Source organism: Arthrobacter sp. 10T425, assembly GCF_056393985.1.
The window spans coordinates 1-377 of sequence record NZ_JBFTGZ010000119.1 but is presented as its reverse complement, the minus strand read 5'-3'; the positions used below and the strand labels follow the sequence as shown (position 1 = coordinate 377).

1 protein-coding gene is annotated in these 377 nt (G+C 70.3%); it reads right to left on the bottom strand.

Going from position 1 to position 377, the window contains the following annotated elements; genetic code table 11:
* Positions 1-377, bottom strand: a 377-nt coding sequence (locus tag AC1DDH_RS20795; RefSeq protein WP_476956266.1) for a SulP family inorganic anion transporter, incomplete at both ends; no start/stop codon positions are given.

Below are 377 nucleotides of genomic sequence, written 5' to 3'. Positions count from 1 at the left end.
GAACACATTGGTGCCGCGCTTGCGGGCCAGCACGTACAGCGGCGGGTCGGCCGCCTGGTAGGCCAGCGCCAGCAGCGACACGATGATCGCCACGAGAATGCCCTGCAGCGTGCCCAGCCCCACCACGCCAGCCATGGCGACGAGCGCCCACACGAACTCCATGCGCCGAATCTTGCGGATGGCGCGGAACTCGGCCGGATCGATCAGCCCGATCGAATAGACGATAACCACGGCGGCCAGCGTGGCATTGGGCATCAGGCCGATCACCGGCGCCAGCAGCAGCATGGTGCCGAGCGCGGCGCCGGCCGTGACCAGCGCGGCGAGTTGCGAGCGTGCCCCGGCGCGCTGGTTCACGGCGGTCTGGCTGGTGCCGCCAC